This window comes from Campylobacter sp. CFSAN093259 (assembly GCF_012889985.1).
Taxonomy (GTDB): domain Bacteria; phylum Campylobacterota; class Campylobacteria; order Campylobacterales; family Campylobacteraceae; genus Campylobacter_D; species Campylobacter_D jejuni.
In genome coordinates this window covers 810,018-834,476 of record NZ_CP040617.1, presented here as the reverse complement: position 1 = coordinate 834,476, position 24,459 = coordinate 810,018, and the positions used below count along the sequence as shown (strand labels likewise).

General features: G+C 30.4%; 25 protein-coding genes. 15 read left to right on the top strand and 10 right to left on the bottom strand.

The window, feature by feature from the left end:
* Positions 1 to 46 precede the first annotated feature (46 nt).
* Genes gltX through FBF20_RS04415 form a run of 3 tightly spaced genes read left to right on the top strand, consistent with a single transcriptional unit; the run spans position 47 to position 3,248 of the window.
* Complete coding sequence (gltX, locus tag FBF20_RS04425; protein WP_002852637.1) at positions 47 to 1,342, top strand: glutamate--tRNA ligase; 1,296 nt, start codon at positions 47 to 49, stop codon at positions 1,340 to 1,342.
* Positions 1,343 to 1,344: 2 nt separating this feature from the next.
* Positions 1,345 to 1,626: a YggT family protein gene (locus tag FBF20_RS04420; protein ID WP_002852501.1), complete on the top strand. Its 282-nt coding sequence runs from the start codon at positions 1,345 to 1,347 to the stop codon at positions 1,624 to 1,626.
* Positions 1,623 to 3,248, top strand: a complete 1,626-nt coding sequence (locus FBF20_RS04415; protein WP_002852559.1) for a lytic transglycosylase domain-containing protein — start codon at positions 1,623 to 1,625, stop codon at positions 3,246 to 3,248. The genes FBF20_RS04420 and FBF20_RS04415 overlap by 4 nt, the downstream gene beginning before the upstream one ends.
* Here the strand turns inward: FBF20_RS04415 and FBF20_RS04410 are convergent.
* A complete protein-coding gene (locus tag FBF20_RS04410; protein WP_002890840.1) occupies positions 3,145 to 3,630 on the bottom strand; it encodes a hypothetical protein in 486 nt (161 codons plus the stop codon). The genes FBF20_RS04415 and FBF20_RS04410 overlap by 104 nt on opposite strands.
* Positions 3,631 to 3,725: 95 nt before the next feature.
* Here FBF20_RS04410 and mobB point away from each other — a divergent pair, with 95 nt between their 5' ends.
* Genes mobB through FBF20_RS04385 form a run of 5 tightly spaced genes read left to right on the top strand, consistent with a single transcriptional unit; the run spans position 3,726 to position 8,092 of the window.
* Positions 3,726 to 4,217 carry a molybdopterin-guanine dinucleotide biosynthesis protein B gene (gene mobB / locus FBF20_RS04405; protein WP_002852644.1) on the top strand — a complete coding sequence of 164 codons (492 nt, stop codon included), beginning with the start codon at positions 3,726 to 3,728 and terminating at the stop codon, positions 4,215 to 4,217.
* Position 4,218: 1 nt separating this feature from the next.
* Positions 4,219 to 5,061 (top strand): class 1 fructose-bisphosphatase, encoded by an 843-nt coding sequence (locus FBF20_RS04400; RefSeq protein WP_002852540.1) that lies wholly within the window; start codon positions 4,219 to 4,221, stop codon positions 5,059 to 5,061.
* Entirely contained in the window at positions 5,054 to 5,251 is a 198-nt protein-coding gene (locus FBF20_RS04395) for a hypothetical protein (RefSeq protein ID WP_002797008.1), read from the top strand. Before FBF20_RS04400 ends, FBF20_RS04395 begins: the two co-directional genes overlap by 8 nt.
* A 9-nt stretch (positions 5,252 to 5,260) precedes the next feature.
* Complete coding sequence (gene metG / locus FBF20_RS04390) at positions 5,261 to 7,147, top strand: methionine--tRNA ligase (RefSeq protein WP_002852639.1); 1,887 nt, start codon at positions 5,261 to 5,263, stop codon at positions 7,145 to 7,147.
* Between the two features lie 3 nt (positions 7,148 to 7,150).
* Positions 7,151 to 8,092 carry a hypothetical protein gene (locus tag FBF20_RS04385; protein ID WP_002852449.1) on the top strand — a complete coding sequence of 314 codons (942 nt, stop codon included), beginning with the start codon at positions 7,151 to 7,153 and terminating at the stop codon, positions 8,090 to 8,092.
* Here FBF20_RS04385 and FBF20_RS04380 read toward each other — a convergent pair.
* Positions 8,084 to 8,536 carry a methylated-DNA--[protein]-cysteine S-methyltransferase gene (locus FBF20_RS04380; RefSeq protein WP_002852552.1) on the bottom strand — a complete coding sequence of 151 codons (453 nt, stop codon included), beginning with the start codon at positions 8,534 to 8,536 and terminating at the stop codon, positions 8,084 to 8,086. The two genes, FBF20_RS04385 and FBF20_RS04380, sit on opposite strands and share 9 nt — an antisense overlap.
* A 54-nt stretch (positions 8,537 to 8,590) precedes the next feature.
* Here FBF20_RS04380 and FBF20_RS04375 point away from each other — a divergent pair, with 54 nt between their 5' ends.
* Genes FBF20_RS04375 through trmA form a run of 5 tightly spaced genes read left to right on the top strand, consistent with a single transcriptional unit; the run spans position 8,591 to position 15,971 of the window.
* Positions 8,591 to 11,137, top strand: a complete 2,547-nt coding sequence (locus tag FBF20_RS04375) for a bifunctional aconitate hydratase 2/2-methylisocitrate dehydratase (RefSeq protein WP_002916893.1) — start codon at positions 8,591 to 8,593, stop codon at positions 11,135 to 11,137.
* Positions 11,138 to 11,186: 49 nt separating this feature from the next.
* Positions 11,187 to 12,425, top strand: a complete 1,239-nt coding sequence (locus FBF20_RS04370) for an ankyrin repeat domain-containing protein (RefSeq protein ID WP_002867487.1) — start codon at positions 11,187 to 11,189, stop codon at positions 12,423 to 12,425.
* Complete coding sequence (locus FBF20_RS04365; RefSeq protein ID WP_002852646.1) at positions 12,422 to 13,171, top strand: SDR family NAD(P)-dependent oxidoreductase; 750 nt, start codon at positions 12,422 to 12,424, stop codon at positions 13,169 to 13,171. Before FBF20_RS04370 ends, FBF20_RS04365 begins: the two co-directional genes overlap by 4 nt.
* The gene (locus tag FBF20_RS04360; RefSeq protein ID WP_002852459.1) at positions 13,168 to 14,901 is read left to right on the top strand and encodes a Na+/H+ antiporter NhaC family protein; all 1,734 of its coding nucleotides are present in this window, start codon (positions 13,168 to 13,170) and stop codon (positions 14,899 to 14,901) included. Before FBF20_RS04365 ends, FBF20_RS04360 begins: the two co-directional genes overlap by 4 nt.
* A complete protein-coding gene (gene trmA, locus FBF20_RS04355; protein WP_002890843.1) occupies positions 14,898 to 15,971 on the top strand; it encodes a tRNA (uridine(54)-C5)-methyltransferase TrmA in 1,074 nt (357 codons plus the stop codon). The genes FBF20_RS04360 and trmA overlap by 4 nt, the downstream gene beginning before the upstream one ends.
* Here the strand turns inward: trmA and FBF20_RS04350 are convergent.
* Positions 15,958 to 16,374 (bottom strand): membrane protein, encoded by a 417-nt coding sequence (locus FBF20_RS04350; protein WP_002852650.1) that lies wholly within the window; start codon positions 16,372 to 16,374, stop codon positions 15,958 to 15,960. The two genes, trmA and FBF20_RS04350, sit on opposite strands and share 14 nt — an antisense overlap.
* Positions 16,375 to 16,492: 118 nt before the next feature.
* Here FBF20_RS04350 and FBF20_RS04345 point away from each other — a divergent pair, with 118 nt between their 5' ends.
* Together FBF20_RS04345 and ilvA are read left to right on the top strand one after the other, a co-directional pair.
* The gene (locus FBF20_RS04345) at positions 16,493 to 16,906 is read left to right on the top strand and encodes a CoA-binding protein (protein WP_002858783.1); all 414 of its coding nucleotides are present in this window, start codon (positions 16,493 to 16,495) and stop codon (positions 16,904 to 16,906) included.
* Entirely contained in the window at positions 16,906 to 18,117 is a 1,212-nt protein-coding gene (gene ilvA, locus FBF20_RS04340; RefSeq protein ID WP_002858758.1) for a threonine ammonia-lyase, read from the top strand. Before FBF20_RS04345 ends, ilvA begins: the two co-directional genes overlap by 1 nt.
* Here ilvA and truA read toward each other — a convergent pair.
* The 7 genes from truA to glmU are packed head-to-tail and all read right to left on the bottom strand — an operon-like array spanning position 18,114 to position 24,360.
* Entirely contained in the window at positions 18,114 to 18,839 is a 726-nt protein-coding gene (gene truA, locus FBF20_RS04335; protein WP_002852636.1) for a tRNA pseudouridine(38-40) synthase TruA, read from the bottom strand. The two genes, ilvA and truA, sit on opposite strands and share 4 nt — an antisense overlap.
* Positions 18,836 to 19,861: an LptF/LptG family permease gene (locus FBF20_RS04330; protein WP_002852624.1), complete on the bottom strand. Its 1,026-nt coding sequence runs from the start codon at positions 19,859 to 19,861 to the stop codon at positions 18,836 to 18,838. Before FBF20_RS04330 ends, truA begins: the two co-directional genes overlap by 4 nt.
* Positions 19,861 to 20,637: an A24 family peptidase gene (locus tag FBF20_RS04325; RefSeq protein WP_002858757.1), complete on the bottom strand. Its 777-nt coding sequence runs from the start codon at positions 20,635 to 20,637 to the stop codon at positions 19,861 to 19,863. Before FBF20_RS04325 ends, FBF20_RS04330 begins: the two co-directional genes overlap by 1 nt.
* Positions 20,634 to 21,302, bottom strand: a complete 669-nt coding sequence (gene uppS / locus FBF20_RS04320) for a polyprenyl diphosphate synthase (protein ID WP_002852565.1) — start codon at positions 21,300 to 21,302, stop codon at positions 20,634 to 20,636. The genes FBF20_RS04325 and uppS overlap by 4 nt, the downstream gene beginning before the upstream one ends.
* Positions 21,303 to 21,305: 3 nt before the next feature.
* Positions 21,306 to 21,923, bottom strand: a complete 618-nt coding sequence (locus tag FBF20_RS04315; protein ID WP_002852539.1) for a hypothetical protein — start codon at positions 21,921 to 21,923, stop codon at positions 21,306 to 21,308.
* The gene (gene coaBC, locus FBF20_RS04310; RefSeq protein WP_002852470.1) at positions 21,920 to 23,074 is read right to left on the bottom strand and encodes a bifunctional phosphopantothenoylcysteine decarboxylase/phosphopantothenate--cysteine ligase CoaBC; all 1,155 of its coding nucleotides are present in this window, start codon (positions 23,072 to 23,074) and stop codon (positions 21,920 to 21,922) included. Before coaBC ends, FBF20_RS04315 begins: the two co-directional genes overlap by 4 nt.
* Complete coding sequence (glmU, locus tag FBF20_RS04305; protein ID WP_002852530.1) at positions 23,071 to 24,360, bottom strand: bifunctional UDP-N-acetylglucosamine diphosphorylase/glucosamine-1-phosphate N-acetyltransferase GlmU; 1,290 nt, start codon at positions 24,358 to 24,360, stop codon at positions 23,071 to 23,073. Before glmU ends, coaBC begins: the two co-directional genes overlap by 4 nt.
* Positions 24,361 to 24,459: the final 99 nt, after the last annotated feature.

Genomic DNA, 24,459 nt, shown 5'->3' with positions numbered 1-24,459 from the left:
ATTTTTCTGTTATAATAAGCTTTTAAATAATTTTAAAGGCTATAAGATGTACCGTTTTGCACCTTCTCCCACAGGTGATATGCACATAGGAAATTTACGCGCAGCAATTTTTAATTATATCTGTGCAAGACAAAAAAATATGGATTTTATCTTACGTATTGAAGATACTGATAAGGCTAGAAATATAGCAGGAAAAGAAGAAGAAATCAAAGAAATTTTAAATCTTTTTAGTATTTCATGGCAGCATTACTATATACAAAGTGAAAATTTAAAATTCCATCGCCAAATGGCTTTAAAACTTGTAAGCGAAAAAAAAGCTTTTGCTTGTTTTTGCACCGAAGAAGAACTTGAAGCAAAAAAAGAGCTGGCTAAAAAACAAGGTAAAGCTTATCGCTACGATGGCACTTGTGAAAAACTAGCCGATATTGATGTTTTAGAATGTGAAAAACCCTTTGTTATCCGTCTTAAAAAACCTACTCATACTATGAAATTTACTGATTTTATCAAAGGCGAGCTTAGTTTTGAGCCTGAAAACATAGACTCTTTTGTGATTATGAGAACGGATAAAACTCCAACTTATAATTTTGCTTGTGCGGTTGATGATATGCTTGAAAATGTCACTTGTATTATACGCGGAGAAGATCATGTTTCAAACACTCCAAAACAAGAACATATCCGCGCAAGCTTAGGTTATAATAAAGCCATGACTTATGCACACTTGCCTATCATTTTAAACGAAGAAGGTGTTAAAATGAGTAAAAGAGAAGCACATTCTTCTGTAAAATGGCTACTTGAAAGTGGAATTTTACCTAGCGCAATCGCGAATTATCTTGTCATACTAGGCAATAAAACTCCTTGTGAAATTTTTACCTTAGAAGAGGCTATAAAATGGTTTGATATTTCTAAAGTTTCAAAAGCTCCCGCAAGATTTGATCTTAAAAAACTCTTACAAATCAATCGTGAACATATCAAAATGATCAAAGATGATGAGCTTAATAAAATTTTAGATTTAAACAAAGATCTTGCACAACTTGCTAAATTTTATACTCAAGAAACAAGTACTATAAAAGAACTTAAAGAAAAAATGCAAGCTATTTTTAACGCAAAAGATTTTGGCGAGTTTGAAACAGAATGTAAAATTTTAAAAGAACTCTTAAAAGATATTGAACTTTTTGAAAATTATGAAGATTTTAAAAATGAACTTTTAAATAAAAGCAACTTAAAAGGTAAAAAATTTTTCATGCCTTTAAGGATAATTTTAACAGGAAATATCCACGGACCTGAGCTTAGTGATCTTTATCCTTATATTAAAAATTTTATTCACGAATTAGCAAGGATTTAACTATGGTTATAGACTCTTTTATTATTTCTATTTTTCAAGTACTTCAAATTGTCATTAACATTTATACTTGGATTATTATCATCACAGCACTTTTAAGCTGGGTAAACCCTGATCCTTATAATCCCATAGTGCAAATTTTATATAAACTAAGCTACCCTGCTTACGCCTTAGTTAGAAAAATTCCAACACGCATTGGTAATATTGATCTTGCGCCTTTGATTATAGTCTTAGCATTGCAGTTTCTTGGCATTTTTCTTGGGAATATCTTAAGGAGTATATTGTGATAAAAAAAATACTCGTTTTTTTATTTATTTTTTCAAGTTTAAATGCTACACAATATAGTATAGAAAAACTCAAAAAGGAAGAAAATTCACTTGCTAAGGATTATTATATTTATAGGCTTTTAGAAAAAAATAAAATCAGTAAAAAAGATGCACAGGATTTAAATTCTCATATTTTTCGCTATATAGGAAAAATTAAATCTGAACTTGAAAAAATCATCCCTTTAAAGCCTTATATCAACCCAAAATATGCTAAATGCTATACCTATATAGCAAATACTATCTTAGATGCAAATTTAACTTGTCAAAGTGTGCGCTTAAATTCATTAGTTTTTATAGCGAGTCTAAATTCCAAAGACCGAACTACTTTAGCTCAAACCTTTAAAAATCAAAGACCTGATTTGACAAATTTATTGCTAGCTTTTAATACTTCTGATCCTATGAGCTATATAGTACAAAAAGAAGATATTAATGGTTTTTTTAAACTTTATAATTATTCTAAAAAATACGACTTAGATTTAAATACAAGTTTAGTCAATAAACTACCAAACCACATTGGTTTTAAAGATTTTGCACAAAATATTATTATTAAAAAAGAAAATCCAAAATTTAGATATTCTATGCTAGAAATAAATCCTGAAAATGTAAGTGAAGATTCTGCTTTCTATTTAGGAGTCAATGCCTTAACTTATGATAAAACAGAGCTTGCTTATGACTTTTTTAAAAAGGCGGCACAAAGTTTTAAATCGCAAAGTAATAAAGACAATGCTATATTTTGGATGTGGTTGATTAAAAACAATGAAGAAGATTTAAAAACTTTATCGCAAAGTTCTTCTTTAAATATTTATAGTCTTTACGCAAAAGAACTTACCAACACACCTTTTCCAAAGATAGAAAGCCTTAATCCAAGCAAGAAAAAAAATAATTTTAATATGCAAGATCCTTTTGCTTGGCAAAAAATAAACAAACAAATTCGCGATGCTAACGCAAGTCAACTAGATGTCTTGGCAAAAGAATTTGACACACAAGAAACCTTGCCTATTTATGCTTACATATTAGAACGCAAAAATAATTTTAAAAAACATTATTTTATAATGCCTTATTATGATAATATAAAAGACTATAACAAAACAAGACAAGCTTTAATTTTGGCTATTGCCAGACAAGAAAGTCGTTTTATTCCAACTGCTATTTCAGTTTCTTATGCTTTAGGCATGATGCAATTTATGCCATTTTTAGCCAATCACATAGGGGAAAAAGAATTAAAAATTCCAAATTTCGATCAAGATTTTATGTTTAAACCTGAAATAGCATATTACTTTGGAAACTATCATCTAAATTACCTTGAATCACGTTTAAAATCTCCACTTTTTGTCGCTTATGCTTATAATGGCGGTATAGGATTTACTAACCGTATGCTTGCAAGAAATGATATGTTTAAGACAGGCAAATTTGAACCTTTCTTGTCTATGGAGCTAGTTCCTTATCAAGAAAGCCGAATTTACGGAAAAAAAGTTCTAGCTAATTATATTGTGTATCGACATCTTCTGAACGATAGTATAAAGATTTCGGATATTTTTGAAAATTTAATTCAAAACAAGGCAAATGATCTAAACAAATCTTAGCTACAAGCCTAATCTCTTCCTTGACACTAGGAAGAGATACTTTAAAATAATCAGTATAGTTGTTTTGTATTATATATTTTAAATACTCATCATCCAATTTTTCAATATTGGCTTTTTTATTATTGATAAAAACTTCTAAATTTTGAATTTTTAATGTATTTGGAGTAAAAGATAAAGCTAATACATCATCTTTACTTGTCTTGTCTAGAATTGGGTTTAAATAAGACATAGTTATAATGGCATTAATCTTATCTTGTGTGATTTTGTATTTTTGAGTAAACATTAAAGTTTGAGATTTTAAATTTGTATCCACAATCGCCTGATCTTTTAAAGAACAAGCTCCAAGCAAAAAAGCACCTAAAATTACACTATAAATTTTCATTCTTTTTCCATATTTTTTAGTATTATTGTAGCCTTTTAACCCTATTTTTTGGTTTAAAAAGATATAATTTTGCAAAAAAATTAAGAGTATATTTTATGAAACAACTTATTATAGCTTTTAGCGGGCCTTCAAATTCAGGAAAAACTACACTCATCACTAAAATAGCTGATAATTTTTTGCAACAAAATTTAAAAGTTTTAATCATTAAACATGACCCTGCCGATAAAGCTCAATTTGATTTTAACGGTAAAGATAGTTTTAAATTTTTTCAAAGTGGAGCTGAAGTCATGGTTTTAAGCCCTACAAGAACAACTTTTTTTTCTCATGAAAATAGAGATATTTTAAAAGCTTTAAAATTAAGCCCTGATTTTGACATTTGTTTGGTTGAAGGATTAAAAACTCTTGATTTACCACGCATTAGCGTATTTTGCAAAGAAATTGATGAAAGTTATTTTATTTTTTCAAACGCCATTGCAAGCTATGAAAAAATTTCTCACCCTTATCTTACTTGGCTTGATTTAAACGATATACAAGCTATTTGCCAATACATACTTAAAAATGCTAAAAATTTACAAGGAGAATTATAAAATGCAAGAAGTGATTTCTTATATACAAAAAGCGGTTTTAGAAATTTCTAACGCTTTAAAATTTCCCGATACAAGCTACAGTCAAAATCAAAATTTTACAGGCGATACCCAACTCAAATTTGATGTTTTAAGTGATGAAATTATCACAAAAACCCTAAGTCAATGTTCAAGTATTAAAGCCATCATCAGTGAAGAAAAAGATGAAATTTTAACGCTTAACGAGAGGGCAAATTTTATCGTAGCTTATGATCCTTTAGACGGTTCTAGCTTAATGGATGTTAATTTTGCCATAGGTTCTATTTTTGCTATCTATGAAGAAAAAGCAAGTGCTAAAAATTTAAGAGCTGCGCTTTATAGTATGTATGGAGCGCGATTAGAACTTGTGATTTGCAAAGATCAGCCAAAACTTTATCGCTTAAATGCAAATAATGAATTTATTTTTATAAAAGATCTTAGAATGAATGAAAAAGGCAAGATTAATGCTACAGGCGGAACGCAAAAATTTTGGGAAGAAAAACACGCTAAATTTATCAAAAGTCTTTTTGATGAAGGCTATCGCTTAAGATATTCTGGAGCCATGGTAAGCGATATCAATCAAATTTTATTAAAAAGGGGTGGCATTTTTAGCTATCCTGCAACACAAGATGCGCCTAATGGCAAACTTCGTGCCTTTTTTGAAGTCTTTCCTCTAGCCTTTATCATAGAAAAAGCAGGCGGAAAAACTACAAATGGAAAAAACCGCTCTTTACTTGAACTTGAATTTGATAAAATCCATGCGACAACTCCTTGTTTTTTTGGCTCAGAATATGAAATTTCAAAACTTTTAAAGGCTTACAATGAATGAAGTTAGAGATGAATTTGAGCAAGATATGGATAAAAAAAAAGAAATTTTACTTTCATGTCAAAACTCAAAAAACCTAAACTCTTGTTATAATTGCGATGAAATTTTTAACTGCCAAACTAGAAAAAATTATGTTGATGCAGTCTATAACAGTATGTCTAAGGGTAAAACCGAAGGCGGATTTGACTTTTAAAGGAAAAAAATGCGTTATATTACAACACCAATTTATTATGTAAATGATGTACCTCATTTAGGTCATGCTTATACTACCATCATAGCCGATACTTTAGCAAGATTTTATCGTTTGCAAGGACATGAAACAAGATTTCTAACAGGAACAGATGAGCATGGACAAAAAATCGAAGAAGCTGCCAAACTAAGAAATTCCACTCCTCAAGAATACGCTGATAAAATCAGTTTTGAATTTAAAAAATTATGGGATGAATTTGAAATCACCTATGATATTTACGCAAGAACAACTGATACAAGGCATATTGAATTTATTAAAGCTATGTTTTTAAAAATGTGGCAAAAAGGTGATATTTATAAAGATGAATACGAAGGACACTATTGTATTTCTTGTGAAAGCTTTTTTACTCAAAGTCAGCTTATTAACGATTGTTCTTGCCCAGATTGTGGCAAACAAACTAGAATTTTAAAAGAAGAAAGCTATTTTTTCAAACTTTCAAAATATCAAGATAAAATTTTACAATGGTATGAAGAAAAAGATCCCATCTTGCCAAAAAACAAAAAAAACGAACTTATAAATTTTGTCCAAAACGGCCTTAAAGATCTTTCCATTACAAGAACAAGTTTTGATTGGGGGATTAAACTGCCTCAAGAAATTAATGATGATAAACATATTATTTATGTATGGCTTGATGCACTTTTTATCTATGTAAGCTCACTTGACTTTCAAAACAAGGGAGAAAATGCTAAATTTTGGCCTGCGCATGTGCATTTAGTAGGAAAAGATATCTTGCGTTTTCATGCCATTTATTGGCCAGCTTTTTTAATGAGCGTGGATTTGCCTTTGCCAAAATTTATAGGTGCACATGGCTGGTGGACTAAAGAAGGTGAAAAAATGAGCAAATCTAAAGGCAATGTTGTAAAACCTAAAGAAGTAGTTGATGCCTATGGAAGTGAAGCTTTTAGATATTTCTTGCTTAGAGAAGTGCCTTTTGGTAACGATGGGGATTTTAGCGAAAATATGCTGATAAATCGTATCAATGCAGAGCTTAGCAATGAATTTGGAAATTTACTTAATCGCATTATAGGTATGAGTACAAAATATTCTCAAGGAAATATTTCAAAAGAAGGTGTTTTAAAATTTTACAATGCCGAACTAAATCAAGCAAAAGAACACTTAAATTTAGCGGTAGAATTTTTAGAAAACTTACAGTGTAATCGTTATTTAGAAGAACTTTTTAAAGCCTTAAGTGTGGCAAATTTAGCCATTAGTAAATACGAACCTTGGAGTTTAATCAAAGAAAACAAACACGAACAAGCTAATGCTTTAGTAGCACTTTGTGCAAATATTTTAGCCAAAACAAGCCTTTTATTAAGCCCTACTCTACCAAAGTCCTCTCAAAAGGTGGCCTTAGCTTTAAATTTTGAAATTTCGTCTGCAAATTACACAAAAATGATACTTGATAATGAACTTTTAGATTTTAAAGCAAATCCTTGCGAAGCTTTATTTCCAAAAGTAGAAAAAGCTCTTTTAAAACAAGAAATTAAAGAAGAACCTAAAAAAGAAGAAAGTCCTAAAATAAAAATCGATGATTTTGCAAAAATTGAAATCAAAGTTGCTAAGGTACTTGATTGTCAAAATATAGAAGGGAGTGAAAAACTTTTAAAATTTCAACTCGAACTTGACGATAAAGAAATCCGTCAAGTACTCTCAGGCATAGCAAAATACTATAAGGCCAGTGATTTAATCGGTAAACAAGTTTGCGTTATAAGCAATCTTAAAAAAGCTAAAATTTTTGGACATGAAAGCGATGGTATGATACTTTCTGCAAAAAGCGGAGATAAACTTGTTTTAATCGCCCCTGAACAACTTGTGCAAAACGGCTCTTTAGTGGGTTAAAATATGCAAATTAGCAATTTAGGCGAACTGTTAAACGCAACACTAATTCATGAAGGTAGTGTTTTAAGCGTGGAAGGTTTTGCCATAAATTTAAACGAACTTAAAACAGGCTTTGCCTTCTTTAATAACGATAAAAAAGAAATTGCCCAAGCTGTAAAAAAAGGCGCTTATGCTATAATTACAGAAAATGACATTACTATTGAAGATAAAGAAATTTTTTACTTTAGAGTAGAAAATCTAGAACGAGCTCTTGTAAGATTTTTACGCTTTTTTTGCGAAGATAAAGAATGTGAATTTTTACTTTTTAAATCTTACGAACTAAGTCTTTGCAAGGCTTTTTATTTTAACATTTTAAAAGGAAATATTTTTGCTGATTTTGAAAAACTAATCAAAGCAAAAAAGGGTGAAATTTTTTGCTACTGTGAAGAAAATTACTTAAATAAACTTTGCACCTATTCTCATAGTCTAAAAGATGCTAATTTTACCTTATTATCGCGATCTAGCTTCTTTTTTACAACTTTGATTTGTGAAAATTTATATTTTAAAAATCTTAATTTGCCTTTTTTTTACGCAAATAGTTTTGCAAAAATTATTTCTTTTTTAAAAGAAAAAAGTCAAAAAATAATATTTGACTTTAATAAGATTGATGATTTTAAAATTTATTTTATTGATGATAAATTTGAAATCACTCCTTTTGGTTCAAGCTCTCAAGCGTTTATTGTAAGCAACAACCAAAATACCTTTGAATTCTGGAAAGAAAAATTTAAAAACATAAAAGACTTTAAAATTGCTTCTAAAAATTCTTTATTTTGCGATTTTTCCTATAATCAGCTTTCAGATTTAAGAAAATTAAAAAATTTTAAATATTGTTTAATTCTTGAAAATTATGATATTTTTGAGCAAGAATTTGAAAACAAAGAAAATCAAACCCCAAGCTTATTTTAAATTCACTCCTTCATTTTCAAGCAAAAATCTTTTTATTTCAAGCCCTCCATTATATCCTCCTATGCCATTGCTTGCAATAACTCTATGACAAGGTATAAAAATAGGAATTTGATTTTTAGAATTTGCATTTCCAACAGCTCTAAAAGCTTTTGGATGATTAATTTTTTCTGCTATATCTTTATAAGTAGCTATTTTGCCATAAGGAATTTCCATTAAAGCCTTGTAAACCTTTGATTCAAAATCCGTACCTTGTATCAAAACAGGAATGCTAAATTTTCTAAGCTTATGAGTAAAATATAAATCAAGTTCATATTTTGCTAAGTCAAGCAAACTACAATTTTTTTCTGATCTTTTATTATCACAAAAATCGACTCTAGTTAAAAATTTTCCATCACTATGTAAAGATAGGTAACATAAAGGCATTTTATAATAAACTTTAAACATTTTTTATCCTTCAAAGAGCTACAATTATAATAAAAAATATTTAAGGAGTAGAAAATGTCTTTTATGCAAGAATACAATAAACTTGTTGAAGAAAGAGCCGCTTTGGGTATACCACCCCTTCCTTTAAATGCAAATCAAACTAGAGAACTTTGTAAATTACTTGAAAATGAAAATAATGAAGAGCTTGCAAATCTTTTAGAAAATAGAGTAAATCCTGGTGTTGATGATGCAGCTTTAGTAAAATGTGAATTTTTAGATTCCATACTTAAAGGCAAAATCAGTGCTCCAAATATAGACAAAAAAAGAGCCTTAAGAATGCTTGGAACTATGCTAGGCGGATATAATGTTAAAGTTTTAATCGATGCCTTAAAAGATGAAAACATAGCCAAAGATGCTGCAGAAGTGTTGAAAAATATTATTTTTGTACATGATAATTTCCATACCATAGCTGAACTTAGCAAAAACAATCCACACGCTAAGGAAGTTTTACAAAGCTGGGCAAATGCGGACTGGTTTAATAAAAAAGAAAAACTACCACAAGTGATTAAATGTATAGTTTTTAAAGTAGCAGGGGAAACAAATACCGATGATCTAAGCCCTGCAGGAGATGCTTTTACAAGAAGCGATATTCCTTTACATGCAAATGCCATGCTAAAGGTAAGACAAACAGGATCCTTAGAAAAAATCAAAGAGCTTAAAAAAAGCGGTCGCGAAGTGGTTTATGTAGGTGATGTTGTAGGAACAGGTTCAAGTAGAAAATCGGCAATAAATTCCATACAATGGCACTTAGGAAAAGAAATAGAAGGTGTGCCAAACAAGCACAGCGGTGGTATAATAATGGGTTCAACTATAGCACCGATTTTCTTTAACACTGCTCAAGATAGCGGGGCTTTACCTATCATCTGTGATGTAACAAACTTAGAAATGGGCGATGAGTTTGAAATTCATCCTTATGAGGGAAAAATCATAAAAAATGGCTCTACAATCGCAGAATTTACACTCAGTCCAAACACTCTCTTAGATGAAGTTAGAGCAGGAGGAAGAATCCCACTTATCATAGGTCGCGGGCTTTGTACTAAGGCTAGAGAATTTTTAGGAATGGAAAGTGAAAATATCTTTACCAAACCTGAACAACCTAAATCTTCAAGCGGTGGTTATACCTTGGCTCAAAAAATGCTAGGTCGTGCCTGTGGAGTTGAAGGTGTGCGTCCAGGTATGTATATAGAACCTATAACTTTAACTGTAGGCTCTCAAGATACCACAGGTCCTATGACTAGAGATGAAATTAAAGAACTTGCAAGCCTAGGTTTTAATGCAGACTTTGTTATGCAAAGCTTTTGCCATACAGCTGCGTATCCAAAAGTAAGCGATTCAAATTTACATAAAACCTTGCCCAATTTCATGATAAGTCGTGGTGGGGTAAGTTTAAAACCAGGTGATGGAGTTATCCACTCTTGGCTTAATCGTTTTGTATTGCCAGATACCGTAGGAACGGGCGGGGATTCTCACACACGCTTTCCTATAGGAATTTCTTTCCCTGCAGGAAGTGGACTTGTAGCTTTTGCTGCGGTTACTGGTTCTATGCCTTTAAATGTACCTGAAAGTGTTTTAGTGCGTTTTAGTGGAGAATTGCAAGCCGGAGTTACCTTAAGAGATTTGGTTAATGCTATACCTTATTATGCAATCAAACAAGGACAACTTACCGTTGAAAAGAAAAATAAGAAAAATATTTTTGCAGGAAAAATTTTAGAAATAGAAGGCTTGCCAAACTTAAAAGTCGAACAAGCTTTTGAACTTAGTGATGCAAGCGCTGAAAGATCTGCAGCTGCTTGCAGTGTGGATTTAAGCATAGAAAGTGTAAGCGAATATATCAAATCCAATATCTCTTTAATTGAAGCTATGATAGAAGTAGGATATGAGAATAAAGCTACCCTTGCCAGAAGGGCTGAAAAAATGAGAGAATGGCTTAAAAACCCTACTCTTTTAAGAGCAGACAAAGATGCAAAATATGCGTACATTATCGATATTAATCTTAACAATATCAAGGAGCCAATTCTAGCTTGTCCAAATGACCCTGATGATGTGGCAACCTTAAGCGAAATTTTAGCCGATGACAAGCGTCCAAAAAATATAGATGAAGTTTTTGTAGGTTCTTGTATGACAAACATAGGACATTATAGAGCTTTGGGAGAAATTTTAAAAGATAAAGGCATACTTAAAACCAGACTTTGGGTAGTGCCTCCAACAAAAATGGATAAAGCACAACTTATCAATGAAGGTTATTACAGCATCTTTGGCGCAGCAGGTGCTAGAATAGAAGTTCCTGGTTGTTCTTTGTGTATGGGAAATCAAGCAAGAGTAAATGATGGTGCTGTTGTCTTCTCAACCTCTACAAGAAACTTTGACAATCGTATGGGTATGGGTGCTAAAGTATATCTAGGAAGTGCTGAACTTGCAGCAGTTTGTGCGATTTTGGGTAAAATTCCAAGCAAGGAAGAATACTTACAAATTGTCAGCGAAAAACTAAGTAATGAGCATAAGGCAAATATCTATAGATATTTAAATTTTAATGAGATTGAAAATTTCAAACTTGAAAATTAATTCAAATTTAATACTAAATAACAAAATTAAAATTTTCAAAGGAAAAATATTGAAGTTATTATTCACTTCCTTTTGTTGTTTTGCAAGTTTAATGGCTAGCGATGCCATTAACTGCGACAACATTAAAAATAATAAAACATTGCTAAATGAAAGTTCAAATTTAGATTATTTAAATATAGCTTCAAGCTGTAAAGAATCTTTAAAAAATCAAGATTTTACAAAAAAACTCTATGCAATTTCCAATGAAATTCGCGGAAGCAATAGCTCTTGTAATGGTGTGGCTTATTTGCCAAAATTACAACAATTTGATTTTTTATTATTAAAAATAGCTATCGATCCCATCGCTTATCAAAAAACTTTAGATACACCCGAAAATTTAGAAAAAAAATATGATATTTTAAAATCTTATTTTAGATATTGGGCATATCAAAGCATAGGAAATTTTAGACTTTACAAAGCTTTTTGGCAAGAATACAATAATGCTATAGAACCTTTAGAAAAGTATTTTGAAAGTAATTTTAATTTTGACAAAGGCAGTAATATTTACTATACTAGCAATGCCTTAAACGAATTTTTAAATTGGGCTGTTGGTGAAACAAAAATTTACAAAGACATTAGTCCTTTAGCAAAAATCATGTCAAATAAAAATTATTCAGTATCTTATATACAAGATTTTATTTTTTCAAATAATCCAAGCCAAGATGACCTTACTATAGCCTTGCAAGCAGCGCTTCTAAATCAAAGAGAAAAAGAAATTTTAGAACTTTTGATTCGTTTTGGCGCTAGGATTGACGAAGGTTATGAAAGTGCTATTTTTTATGCATTGGAAAGTTATGAAAATACAAACTTTTTAATCCAAAATGGAGCAAATGTTAATCAAGCCAATGCCTTTGGTAAAACCCCACTTTTTTATGCCATAGAGTTTAATCGTCTTGATATCATAAAACTACTTCTTGATAATGGAGCAAATGTTAATCAAAAATATATTAATAACAATGAAAAATTAGCATTAAGCGCGAACATAGGTTCAAATACGCCTTATTTTATTACATTTTGTGCTCTAGAGCACACTTCAAAAAATGTTTTAATGCATGCTGCAGCCTATGGAAATGTTGAAATTTTAAAACTTCTTATTTCAAAAGGAGCAAATTTTAATGCTGTTGATGATCTTGGTTTTAATGCACTCGACTTTGCGCTATCAGCAGGTAAAAAAGAAAATGCTGATTATCTAAAAAGCTTGGGTTTAAAAGCAAACGAAAATCTATTTTACGGAGGCAGTTTAGAATGAAAACCGCATTTATTACAGGAGCTAGTTCAGGTTTTGGTAGAGCTTGCGTTGAAGCTTTTATACAAGAAGGCTACAAAGCAATCGCCCTTGCTAGACGCAAAGAGCGTCTAGAAGAGTTAAAAAATGCTTACAAAGATAAGATTTACACGCTTTGCATAGATGTAAGAAATCAAAAAGAAATCTTTGAGGCTATTGAAAATTTACCCAAAGAATTTCAAGAAATTGATGTGCTTTTTAATAATGCAGGTTTAGCTTTAGGGGTAGATGAATTTGATAAATTAAACCTTGAAGATATTAACACTATGGTAGATACAAACATCAAAGGATTTTTATATGTTGCAAAAGCTATTATTCCTATACTTCGCAAACAAAAAAATGCTTATATTTTTAACTTAGGTTCGGTTGCGGGACGCAATCCTTATTTTGGAGGCAATGTGTATTGTGGAACCAAAGCCTTTGTAGGACAATTTTCATTGGCCTTAAGAAATGATCTTAGAGGAAGCAATATCAAAGTAACAAACATTGCTCCAGGACTTTGCAAAACTGAATTTAGTGAAGTGCGTTTTAAAGGAGATATCCAAAAAGCTGATGCAGTGTATGAAAATACGCAATTTATCAGTGCTAATGATATTGCCAAAGTGGTAATGTCTATCATTAACCTACCAAGCCATATTAATGTTAATGAAATCGAGCTTATGCCGGTAACACAAACTTGGAATGGATTTTATATAGAAAGAGATGAATGAATAAATTTTTAGTTTCATTGTTTTTACCTTTAGTTGCATTTGCAAACTCCTCAGAAGCAGCTGCAAATGCTAATTTATTTGGAGCTTTTACGCTTATACCACCTTTAGTTGCTATTGCTTTAGCCTTTATCACAAAAGATGTTATTTTATCGCTCTTTACTGGAGTTTTAAGTGGAACTTTTCTACTTAGCCTTTCTACAAATATTTTTAAAGCACAACATTTAACTTTTGTAAATTATTACAATACTACAGTAGAATCTTTTTCAAAAATTATTTCCTATATCTTAGGTTCAACTTCAGATCCAGTAAATGCAGGAATCATTTTACAAATTCTTTGTATAGGTGGTCTTGTGGCACTTATCACAAAAATGGGAGGTGCAAAAGCTGTAGCATTAAAATTTGCCAAAAGAGCCAAATCAGCTGTATCAGCTCAAGTTAACACTTGGTTTTTAGGGCTTTTAATATTTTTTGATGACTATGCTAATTTACTAATCGTAGGTCCAATTATGCGTCCTTTGGCAGATAAATTTAAAATTTCTCGTGAAAAATTTGCCTTTATTATCGACTCTACCGCAGCTCCTGTGGCAGGAATAGCTGTAATTTCTACTTGGATAGGCTTAGAAGTTTCTTTAATTAAAACCGCTTATGAACACATAGGCATTAGCAATATTAGTGCTTTTGGAATTTTTGTTGAAACCATACCTTATCGTTTTTATAATATCTTCATGCTTTTTTTTGTAGTCATGACTGCAATCATGGGGCGTGAGTTTGGTTCTATGTACAAGGCTGAAGTGCGTGCAAGAACCACAGGACAAATTGCTCCTCTACCTAAATCAGGCACACTAGATACTACTGAATTAGAAGATCAGTTTTTAGCACCAAAAGAAGGTATTAAAATTCGTGCTTTTGATGCTATTGTTCCTATTTTTACTTTAATCATTTTAGCTATATTAGGATTTTATTTTAATGGACTTAGCACTTTAGAAGGCGAAGAACTTGCAAAAGCAAGTACCAATCCTTTGTCTTTTGAAACTTTTAGAGCTGCTTTTGGAAATGCTGATTCTTCTGTGGTGTTATTCCAAGCTGCTTTGTTTGCTGCTATTGTAGCGATTTTTATCGGGGTGCGTCGTAAAATTTTCAATCTTAAAGAAGCGGTAGAAACTTGGATATATGGCTGGAAAACCATGATTTTTACCATAGTATTGCTTTTATTTGCTTGGTCACTTTCAAGCATAGTAAAAGATCTAGGAACTTCTTTATTTATCACTAGTTTGCTTGCAGACAAATTGCCTGAGTTTATTTTGCCTGCTACTATTTTTGCTTTTGCTTCAGCCATTTCTTTTGCCATAGGAACAAGCTATGGAACTATGGGGATTTTAATGCCTTTAGCTGTGCCTTTAGCTCATGAAATCGCCAAAATCAATGGTATGGATGCAAACGCTATGCATCATTATATGGTTATTAATATAAGCTGCGTTTTAACAGGTGCGATTTTTGGAAACCATTGCTCACCAATTTCAGATAATGTAATCCTTTCATCTATGAGTGCAAAATGCGATCATATGGAGCATGTAAGAACACAAATTCCTTATGCTTTATTTATCTGTGGCATTTCTTTAATCGCTGGATATATTCCTGTATCTTTAGGACTTAGCGTTTGGTTTGTCTTGCCTTTAAATTTCATACTTATTGCACTTTTACTAAGACTCATCGGAAAGAAAGTTCCATGAGTCTTGAAAATTTTGGAAATTTTCTCACTTTAGATGAAAAACATTCTTTCATAAAAAAATATTTTAAAGAATTTTATACAAAGGATTTTAAACTTTTTGCTTCAAAAGATAAACATTATCGTACAAGAGCTGAACTTTCATTTTATCATGAAAATGATACGCTTTTTTATGCAATGTTTGATCCAAAAAGCAAAAAAAAGTACATTATAGAATATTTAGATTTTGCTGATGAAAAAATTTGTGCTTTTATGCCAAGACTTCTAGAATACTTGCGTCAAGATAATAAATTAAAAGAAAAACTTTTTGGTGTAGAATTTTTAACCACAAAGCAAGAACTTAGCATAACCTTACTCTATCATAAAAATATAGAAGATATAAAGTCAAATTTAGAAAATTTAAGCAATATTCTTCATATCAACCTCATAGCAAGAAGTAAAGGCAAAAAACTTATTTTTAAAACAGAAAATTTAAGACAAACTTTAAATATTCAAGATAGAAAAATATTTTATGAATTTAACAACGATTGTTTTATTCAGCCTAATACTGCTATAAATGAAAAAATGATTACTTGGGTGTGTGAAATTTTAAACACTCAAAAAAGAATGGATTTGCTTGAGCTTTACTGTGGATATGGAAATTTTACTTTAGCTTTAGCGCCATTCTTTTTTAAAATTTTAGCCACTGAAATTTCAAAAAGCAATATTAATTTTGCTTTAAAAAATTGCGAGCTTAACAATACAACAAATATCCACTTTGCAAGACTTTCAAGCGAAGAATTAAGTCTTGCTATCAAAAAAGAAAGAGAATTTTTTCGTTTAAAAGATATTCGATTAGATGATTTTAATTTCTCTCATGTTTTAGTTGATCCACCCCGTGCAGGACTTGATAAAAGCGTAATTGACTTAATAAAAAAATATGGAAATATTATTTATATTTCTTGCAATCCTATGACTTTAAAAGAAAATTTAAAAGAATTAAGCCTAACACATAGAGTGGAAGAGTTTGCTCTGTTTGATCAATTTGTCAATACTCCACATCTTGAATGTGGAGTATTTCTTAGCAAGGTATAAAAAAATAATTCATTAATTTAGCCAGTATTACTATCGCGATACAAAGCACAAATACAAAAGGGTGGATAAAAACACCGAGTGGATTTTTCTTCTTTAATATAAAATGACAAAATAAAGAAAAAACAACTAAAGATAAAATTCCAAAAGCCAAAATAATTTTTACAGCAAAAAGTAAATTTAAAGGTTTAAAATGAAAACCTGCCAAAGCACCTCCACTTAAAAAAAGCAAAAGAACAACAAAAGGCATTATTTTAACTCCAGTAGCACTAAAAAGACTTTTGTCAAAATTAGGATTTTTCTTTTTAACTACACCCAAAACAAATACATCAACAAACAAATAACCTATAAACAAAATAGCACAAAGAAGATGGATTGTTAAAGTATATGGATAAAATTCTTCCATTTTTCCCTCCTTATTAAACTTCGGAATTTGCTATATTATAACACTTTTTTCATTTTTTGAATTCACTTTAGTTAATTTTTTAATCATTTAAGATAAAATACCAAAACAAAGGTTAACAATGAACGAAAAAGAAACTATCTCTTATATTATAAATACAAGTAAAAATATTGTCATATTTGCTTTAAGTCCAGATAAGACAAAAGCTTCTTATAGGGTAGCAGAATTTTTACAAAGAAAAAATTATAAAATTTTTCCTATTTATCCTAAAGAAGAGTTTATTTTAAATGAAAAAGTTTATAGAAATTTAGATCAAATAGAAGAAAAAATCGATACACTTATACTTTTTAGAAAAGGTGAAGTGGCGCTAGAAATTCTTCCTAAGCTTGTTGAAAAAAATATTAAAAACCTATGGCTTCAACTTGATATTAGTAATGAAACAGCCAAAGAAGAATGTAAAAAATTAGATATAAATTTTATACAAAATCGTTGCATTATGCTAGAATATCCGCATTTTAAAACAAAGGAAAAATAGTGTTAGAGCTTAATAAAATTTACAAAGCAAAACAACAAATTTCAGGATTTGTAAACAAAACTCCTTTCATATACTCTTCTTTTTTAAGTGATATTTGTCAAAGTGAGATTTATCTTAAAAATGAAAATTTACAAATTACAGGTGCTTATAAAATTCGTGGAGCTTACAATAAAATAGCCAATCTTAGCACTGAACAAAAACAACATGGAGTCATTGCAGCAAGTGCGGGAAACCATGCTCAAGGCGTGGCCATTAGTGCAAAAAAATTTAGCATTAAAGCAGTTATCGTAATGCCAGAATCCACTCCACTCTTAAAAGTTTCTGCTACAAAAGCCTTAGGAGCAGAGGTGATACTCAGAGGAGATAATTTTGATGAAGCCTATGCTTTTGCAACCTCTTATGCTAAAGAAAATAATCTTAGCTTTATCCATCCTTTTGAAGATGAATTTGTAATGGCAGGACAAGGAACTTTAATGCTTGAAATGCTTGATGAAATAAGCGATCTTGATATGATTATTGCACCTGTTGGAGGCGGAGGACTTATAAGCGGTATCTCAAGTACAGCTAAACAAATCAATCCTAACATTAAAATCATCGGAGTTGGAGCCAAAGGAGCTCCTGCAATGTATGAAAGTTTTCATGCTAAAAAAATCAAAAATGCGAAAAGCGTACGCACTATAGCCGATGGTATTGCTGTGCGTGATGCAAATCCTATAAATTTTAACATTATCTTAGAATGTGTAGATGATTTTATCCAAGTTGATGATGAAGAAATAGCTAATGCGGTATTGTTTTTACTCGAAAAACATAAAATCATAGTCGAAGGTGCGGGAGCTGCGAGTGTAGCCGCCCTGCTTCATCAAAAAATAAATACACAAAATCATAAAAAAATTGGCGTAGTTTTAAGCGGAGGCAATATCGATGCACAAATGCTAAATATCATCATAGAAAAAGGTTTATTTAAATCTTACAGAAAAATGCAAATTTATGTTACTTTAGTAGATAAACCTGGGGCATTATTACACCTTACAGACAGCTTAAAAATAGCCAATGCAAATATAGTAAAAATCGACTATGATAGATTTTCTACCAAGCTTGATTATGGCGATGCGATGATTTCAATTACTCTAGAAACCAAAGGTAAAGAACATCAAGAAGAAATAAGAAAAATTTTAACCCAAAAGGCTTTTAATTTCTATGAAAGTTTTTAATAACATATACGGCTTAAATAAAGCCCATTTGGCGGTGCTAAAAAGTGATTGTATTGCTTTTTAGCCTCAATCTGTTCTTTGAGTTCTTTTTCACTCATTTTTCCTTCTAAAACTTTTAAAACGCTTGCTACGCTTAATCTAATTTGCCCTCTTAAAAAACCATTAGCTTTAAAATGAAAAATGCTAAAATCTTTATAAGCATAAGCTCTAGCAATAAAAATTTCTCTTAAAGTCGTTTTATTATCCCCTCCACTTTTGCAAAAAAACTTTAAATCCTTTTTTCCTACAAAAAAACCCAAAAGTTCATTAGCTTTACCTAGGTCAAATTTAGGATAAAAATGTACATAAGAAGCCATAAAAGGACTATAAGAAGCGTGAGAAAATATATAGCGGTATTCTCTACTTTTTACATCAAATCTTACTTCAAAATCATCTTTTACTTTTTCAATTTTTTTGATATGGATAAAAGGATGGGAAAATTTATTAAGTTGTTTTTGAAGATATTCTAAATTTGTAAAATAATCTCCACACTCCACACTAGCTACAGCATAGCTTGCATGTACTCCTTTATCTGTACGAGAAGCCATCAAAAGAGGTGAAAAAATACCCAAATGCGATAAGGCCCCACTTAAAGCATCTTGAACACCTTTTTTATGAGGCTGAGTAGCAGAACCTAAAAAAGCAGAGCCATCATAAGAAAATATAATTTTTATTTTCATCAATATCGACTCAAAATCATTTTCTTAAAACAATAAGCCGAAACAAATAAACTTAAAGAAAAAATTCCAAGACAAGCCAAAATTGGAGGTTGAGAAAAAGAACTTAAAAGTCCAAAATATATAGCAATCACTCCAAACATACCTAAATACACATAGCCTTTTTCATAACGATAAGTAACCAAACCAAAACAAAGCGCAAAAAGCGTACTAGCAAGTGGAAACAAGGCTATAGTTGTATAAATCACAAATTCTCTTGCTCTTTGTAGATTTTCGTTTAAATCATTCCAGTATTCATAAAATTTCTTTGTTTGAAGATTGTCTGTATTAAACTGAGTATTTACTACTAAAGTGTCAAATTCTCCACTAAAAATACTTTGACCTTGCTCAAAATTATACATTTTGCCTTGATTTAAGCTAAAAGCAAAGCTATCATCTTTTCTTTGCACATGCGCTTCTTTGGCTATGATAAGTTGTTCTTTATCATCTGCTTTATGTTTAGGGCGATACATAATTATGTTTTCATACTTATCACTATCTTGTTTTTCTATAAAAATCATCCAGTCTAAAAATTTTTGTCCAAATTCTCCTGTTTTGTAGTTAAATTTCACTTGAGTGCTTTTATAGTTTACAAAGTTATCCTGAAGTTCAAATACTATAGGTATCATTACCAAAGCTACAACAAGCATAAAAGCACTAATCAAGCTTGCAATTTTAAGGAAAAATTTTGCCAAAATCATTGGTGAAAATCCCAAAGTAAAAAGCACTATGCTTTCATTTTCCTTAGAAAGCCTAAACAAAGCCAAAGTTAAAGAAATAAAAAAAGATATAGGCAAGGTAAAAATTAAAATTCTAGGCAACATAAACCCATAAAGCTTTAAAAGATCCAAAAAACTAATCTCTATACTTGAAGTAAGTTTTGCAAGTTGAATAAAAAACACCATAGATACAATAGCAAAAAGTACGAAAAATATAGACAAATTCGTACTTAAAAATTGATTTAAAACATATCTTAAACTAAGCTTCATTAGAATAATCCTAAGTTTTTATAAAATAAAACTGCCACAAAAGCGATATTTAAAAAGGGTATCATAGCAAGTTCTTGCTCTTTTATTGCTTTAATTCTAAAAAAAATAAAAAAAGGCAAAGTCAAAATAGAAGCTATAAATAATACTAAAAATCCATACTCAAAACCTAAAATTCCACCTATACAAGACATAATAATAATATCAGCATCACCCAAATTTTCTAAAATTTCATCTTTTTTTTGGAAATTCATTAGAAAAAAAACCAAACTTTTTAATAAAAAAACAAATCCTCCAAAACTAAAAGCATTTAGTAAAAAACCTCCACTAAACTCTTTAAAAATCAAAAAATGTAAAATTTCACTTTCCCTAAAGGCGTAAAAAAAAGCAAATAAAAAAGCACTCCAAAGTAAAATTTGTGGTACGGCTTTGAGTTTAATATCAATCAAAGAAAGTAAGAAAAGATTAAATAAAAATAGAGATAAAAATAAAAAATCATAAAAATTTTGACTTAAAGAATAAACCAAAATAAGCAAAATTGCGCCTAAAATTTCATTGATTAACAAAGAAATAGACAAATGACATTTACAAGTTTGACATTTTGCCTTTAAAAAAATATAAGAAAAAATAGGAATAATTTCATAGTATTTTAATTTTGTATCACAAGAAAAACAAAAAGAGCGCGAGATAAAAAAGAGTTTTTTTTCAATTATCCTACTTGCCAAACTTGTGCAAAAAGAACCCAAACAAGCCCCTAGAATTATTATGAAAAATATCATTTTCCAAAAGTTCTTTCTCTATTTCTAAATTCTTTAATAATCCTTTTAAATTCTCTCTTGGTAAGAGATGGAAATAAAGTTTCACTAAAATAAATTTCAGCATATGAACACTGCCAAAGTAAGAAATTTGAAAGTCTTTTAGCGTTTCCAACGCGAAGCATCAAATCCACATCTAAAGGTAAATCTAAATTTTGCGTTAAATTTTCTTCATTTAGCTCAAGTTTTTTTTCAATCACACGCTTAGCAGCTCTTATAATCTCATCTCTTGCACCATAACTTATAGCCAAATTAACACAAAGTGCGTCACAATGCTTTGTTTTTTCTTCAACTAAGGTAATTTTTTCTCTTACTTTATCTTCCAAGCGCGATAAATCACCTATAGCTCTTAAACGCACATTATTTTTTTCAAATTTTTCTAAAGCTTCATCTAAACAACGATCTAAAAGTTCAAAGATAAAATCAATTTCATCTTTAGGACGCTTCCAATTTTCCGTACTAAAAGCAAAAAGGCTTAAATTTGAAATATTTTCTTCCATGCAAACTTCCATCAATTTTTGCATAGTTTTGACTCCTTGGGAATATCCAAGCTTTGCCAAAAAACCCTTAGCTCTAGCCCACCGCCTATTGCCATCCATAACAACAGCAAGGTGTTTTAATTCATTCATTTTTCATCCTTTAAAATCAAAAAGCCTTTTGAAAACAAACAAAGGTTCAATCTTGTTTTCTTGAGATACATTAAAATCTAAATGTTCGTTTAAAAATTTTTGCACCTTGGCAAAAGGTGTAAAAACACTAATGCCTTGCGAGTCTATTAAAATTTTTAAAGCTCCAAAAACGCTAAAATATAAGTAAATTTCTAAATATTTTGCTCTTTTACGCATTTGAAACAAGCAAGATTTATTTTCAAAGTTAAAAGGAATATGATAAATATTTTCAAAACTTGCAAAAAGCATTTCTTTTAATATCTGATAACGCTCTATATCTTTACAATCTAAAAGATTTTGTATAATGAATTTTTTATAAGAAATTTTATCCTCTAAAATAGCGATTATCAAAGCCAATCCCTCTTCAAAAGGTTTGAAATTAGGACGCTTTGAAAGATGTTTAAATTGTATAACTCCACCATTTTGCATATAAAGTTCAGCTAAATATTCAGCACCAATTTCAAGCTCTATCATGCTTTTGGTTTGAATCTTTTTGTGATTTAATAAAAGCGTATAATGTCCATAACCTGATTTAGCTAAAACTTTCATTTGTATAGGTAAAGTAGAATTAATCATACTCATAATTTTTCACACCATTTTACTAATTCAAATGCCAATTTTTCTTTGCTTTGCAAAGTGCTTTTATTTTCATTGTTTAAAGTGATAAAATAAAGTTCATTTTGATCACTTCCAAAATAATTTTTTTGATCAATGATATTAAGGCAAACCATATCAAGTTGTTTATCTTTTAGAGATTTTTTCGCATTTTCTAAGGCATTTTGAGAATCAAATTCCATCTTAAAACCTATCTTTTTGCCTTGAAATTTGCAAGTTTTAAGCAAATCTTCATTTAAAGATAGATGCAAATTTAAACCCTGTAAATGCTCATTTTTTTTAATTTTCCCTTTTACACTTTGAGGGATAAAATCACTCACTGCAGCCGTCATAATCAAAAAGTCATGACTTAAATTTTTATCCAAAAGCTCCTTTAGATCCTTAGAACTTTCAAATTTGCAAAGCTCATAAGGCGTATCAAATTCCACAGAGCTTAAAAGTTTTACCCTAGCTCCTAAAAAATAAAAAGCATCAGCTATGGCTTTTGCCATTTTTCCACTTGAAAAATTACTCACACAACGCACATCATCGATTCTTTCCCTTGTGCCGCCACCTGTGATAACTACGCTTTTATTGCACCAAAACTTTTCTTTTAAAAGCTCTCTTTTGGTGATATTAAAAATATCCTTAACTTCAGCTAAGGCTCCTACGCCTTCATCTTTACAAGCTAAAACTTTACAAATAGGCTCTATAATCAAAGCTTTATTTTCTTTAAGTATCTTTAAAGAATTTTGCGTGCTAAAATGATGAAACATATTTGTATTTGCCGCAGGAGCTATGATAAGAGGTTTATTTGCTGCAATTAAAGTTTGGATAAAAAGATTATCCGCTATACCAAAAGCAAGTTTATTGATAGAATTAACACTTGCAGGGGTAAACAAAACAAGGTCTACATCCTTGCTAAAAGCTATGTGATTGTTTGAATTTTGCCAACTTTCATTTTCCTCACATAAAACTTCATCAACCAAGGCTTCAAAACTCATTTTGCTAGCAAATTTTAACAAACCATTAGAAAGCAAAACTTTTACCCTAAAGCCTTCTTTTTTAAACAAAGAAATAAGCTCATAAGATTTATAAAAAGCTATACTACCGCTAATGGCTAAAAGTATGGTTTTCATTTTTGAAATTTCTTATAATAATAATCTTTTATCATTTTATGCCCTGCTCTATTGATAAACAAAGCACCCTTTTCTACATTGATACTTACTGTGCTTCCTGCTGCTATGATTACTTCATCTTCGATTTTTACAGGTGCGATAAATTGCGTATCAGAACCTACAAAAACATTTTTTCCTATGATGGTTTTATGCTTTTTTACCCCATCATAATTACAAGTGATAGTCCCACAGCCTATATTGGTTCCACTATCTATCTCACAATCTCCTAAATAGCTCAAATGCCCTGCTTTTACGGTATTTAACTTTGCATTTTTGCATTCTACAAAATTTCCTATATGAGTGTTTTTTAACTCACAATTTGGACGCAAATGTGCCAAAGGCCCTACATCGCTATTTTCTACGATGGAATTTTCTATCACGCTTGAACTTTTAATGATAGAGTTTATAATCTTACTTTTGCCCTCTATCCTTACATTTTCATATACTTCACATTCACCTACAAATTCAACATCTGCACCTATAAAAGTGCTTTGCGGTAAATGAAAAATCACACCCTGTTGCATCCAGTATTTTTTAATTTTTTTTTGCATGAAATTTTCAGCTATACTGAGTTCAAATTTATCATTAATCCCCATAAATTCATCTTCATCTACAAAAACTGCTTTAATCATCACATCTTTTTCTTTTGCTAGTTTTACAATGTCGGTTAAATAATACTCTTTTGCCGCATTATTGTTATCAATCAAAGGTAAAAGCTCTTTTAAAAGCCTCGAGTCAATCACATAAACCCCAGCATTGCAAGTATTTATCTCTTTTTCTTGCGTATTTGCATCTTTAAATTCAACAATTTTTTCAACGCTATCGTTTTTTATCACCACCCTACCATAACTTTTAGGATCTCTTGCTTTAAAAACTGCTAGATTTAATTTTGCATTATTACCCAACAAAGCTTCCAAACTTGTTTGCTCAACCAAAGGCATATCACCACAAAGAATCAACACTCTTTCATTTTTAGGCTCAAACCCACTTAAAGCTCCCGCAGTTCCTGGATAATTTTGCAAATCTTGCTCTAAAATTTGTGTTTTTGGAAAATATTCTAAAATTTCTTTTTCAACGCGTTCTTTTTGATGCGATAAAACTACACTTACATCATCACTTAAAGCAAAAGCCTTTTTTAAAATGTGTAAAATCATACTTTTTTGACAAAGCTCTTGCAAAACCTTTGGCTTTTGTGATTTTATTCTAGTGCCTAATCCTGCCGCTAAAATCAAAATAGAAGTTTTCATTTTTTACCTTTGTTATTAAGAAGTCTAAAAGACTATTTTAGCAGTTTAAAGTTAAAATCCTAATACCCTTAAACTAGTTTTTAGTCATCAAAAGATAAA